Here is a 2,559-nt window from a genome sequence, read left to right as displayed (position 1 = left end):
GGTACGTTCACCACCCTTCCGGGACTCCTGCTGCTGCCCTACCTCACCGACACCCTCGGCGTGGGCGCGGCCCTCGCCGGCGTCGTCATCCTGGTCCCCAAGGCATGGGCGGTGCTCCTCGCGCCGTTCGCGGGCCGCACCGGCGACCGCTATGCCCGCCACCCGGCCCGAGACCAGGCGCATCCGGTCGTGCGGGGTGTGCGCGATGTCGGCGGGCAGCGCGGCGTAGGCGGCCTGGAAGAAGGCGAAGGCCGTGGCGGTGAGCAGGAAGCCGAGGCCGGTCCAGGCCATCCCGGCGGTGCCGTCGGCGACCCCGGCGAGCATGACGGCGAAGGCGGCCGTGGCGCCCAGGCCGCCCCCCAGGACGTGGCGGCGCCGGCTGCCCCGCCTGCGGTGGGTGCGGTCGCCGGTGCGGCCCGCGAACGGCGCGAGGAGCACCGCCCATGCCTTGGGGACCAGGATGACGACGCCGGCGAGGGCCGCGCCCACGCCGAGGGTGTCGGTGAGGTAGGGCAGCAGCAGGAGTCCCGGAAGGGTGGTGAACGTACCTGTCACCAGGGACCCGCAGGCGTAGCCGAATCGCAGACGGGTGCTGTTCCCGGTTGCCACTTTCGTTCCTCCGCGGGATAGGGACAGTGCACGCGCGAACGCGACCGAGCGTGAGTCCCCGGCGCGCGGTGCGCCAGTCGGGGTTTTCCCCGGATGGGTGCTCGTGGACGTGTCGGGTGCGGGTGCGGCGGGGAAAAGGCCGGGCCTGCCGGAAACGGGAGCGGTGGGCGTTCTTCCTGGGGTTTTCGGTGAAACCGAGGGCCTTTGTTCGATTACGCGGGCCGGCGGTTCGGGGTTCTCCCCGACATTGCGCGGCCGGGCGGGATCTTCCGTCGTACTTTCTGCCAGGCAACCTGTGGACAGCGGCCCGTGCTTGGGTGCCGGGGCGTGATGAGCCAGCCTTTCGTGACGGATATTCACTTGGGGAGGCCGGTGTGCCGGAGGCGGCGTCGGTGTTCGGGGCGGCGGCCGGTGCGGGTGGGCCTTCGGTGTCCCGGAGCCATGAACTCGACTTGTTGCGCCAGTGGTTGAGGCTTTCCAGGGATTCGGCTCAGTTCGTCCGGCTCAGTGGTGAGCCGGGGGTCGGCAAATCCCATCTGCTGCGGCTGCTGACGCGGTCGGCGCGGCGGGACGGCTGGGTCGTGGCCGCGGGCCGGGCTCCCCGGACCGGTGCGGGCCGGCCCTTCGACGCGGTCGTGGACGCGCTGGACGATCTGCTGGCCCGTGCCGACGGGTCGCTGTTCGAACGGCTCGGGGAGACGGCGACCCGGCATCTGGCTTCGGTGTTCCCGGCCCTGGGTACGTACGGGGCGGCTCCCGGGCCGGTGGATCACTACGCGGTGTCCCGGGCCGTGCGGGCGGTGCTCGGGCATCTGGCCCGGGAGGGCGGCGGGCTGCTGTTCGTGGTGGACGACGCGCACCGCGCGTGTCCGCACGCGGTGGAGTTCCTGGAGCACCTGGTCCGCCATCCGCCGGACGCTCCGGTGCTGACCGTTCTCGCCCATCGTTCCGTGCCCGCGGGGAGGCATCCGACGGGTCTGGCCGAGGCGTCCGGCGACGTCCACCAGCTACGGCTGTCGCGGTTGCCCGACGAGTCGCTGCGGGCGCTGCTGCCCGCGCGGGTGGGGCCGGTGGCCGCGGCCGTGGCGCTGCGCGACGCGGCGGGTGTGCCGGGGCTGCTGGGTACGCCGCCGGTGGACGGTGCCGGTCCCCGCCCGGACGACGCGGAGTCGGACCCCGGTCTGTACGGCGTGCTGGAACTGGCCCTGGGGGTACCGCCGTTGGTGTCGTCCGGGGCGCGGGGGCCGGACCTCCACTGTCTTTCCTCGCTGGGCTGGCGCACCGCGTGTGCGGCCGCGCTGGTCGGTGATCCGTTCCTTCCCGAGGTGGTCGCCGGGACGGCGGTGCTGCCGCTGTCCGATGTGCTGCGCGGGCTGGACGAGTTGTACGCCGAGGGCGTGGTGGTGCCCGACGGCCCGGGGCGACGTTTCCGTTTCGTCCGGCCGGTGGTCAGGGCGCGGGTCCACCACGCGTCGGGGGCGGGCTGGCGGCACGCGGCGCGGGACCGGGCCGTCGCGGCGCTGCGTGCCGCCGGTGACACGTTCGCGCTGGCCGCGCATCTCGTGCACGCGGACGATCCGACGGCCGACGACGTGCGGACCCTGGCCGTCGCCGCGCGGAGCGGGGTCTTCCGGCAGCCGGGGCGCACGGTGCTGGCGCTGCGGCGGGTCGTCGCGGTGGCGGGTGATTCGCCGGAGTCGTCGTTGCTGCGGGCGAAGGCCCTCGTCCTCGCSGGGCSGCCCSGCGAGGCCGAGCGGGTCCATGCCCGGGTGTGGCAGCGGGTGACGGCGGGGTGTCCGGGGGTCGACGTGGTGGACGCCGTGGTGTGGCGGGCGCGTGCGCTCCGGTCGTTGGGCCGGTTCGCGCAGGCGGGTGCGCTGCTCGGGGCGGCGGGGCCGTCCTCCGGTGCGGGGGAAGGTTCTCCCGGCCCGGTGGCGGGGTCGTCCGGGG

Annotated in this window: 2 protein-coding genes; one reads left to right on the top strand and one right to left on the bottom strand. The window is 74.7% G+C overall.

Going from position 1 to position 2,559, the window contains the following annotated elements:
* The coding region (locus tag EAO76_RS42605; RefSeq protein WP_262376235.1) for an MFS transporter at positions 1 to 609 on the bottom strand (609 nt) is incomplete at its 3' end.
* 467 nt (positions 610 to 1,076) lie between these two features.
* Here EAO76_RS42605 and EAO76_RS42600 point away from each other — a divergent pair.
* Positions 1,077 to 2,559, top strand: a 1,483-nt coding sequence (locus tag EAO76_RS42600; protein ID WP_148841577.1) for an AAA family ATPase, incomplete at its 3' end; no start/stop codon positions are given.

Source organism: Streptomyces sp. sk2.1 (genome assembly GCF_008120935.1).
Lineage (GTDB): Bacteria > Actinomycetota > Actinomycetes > Streptomycetales > Streptomycetaceae > Streptomyces.
The sequence above is the reverse complement of the archived record's forward strand: the minus strand, read 5'-3'. Positions and strand labels throughout refer to the sequence as shown.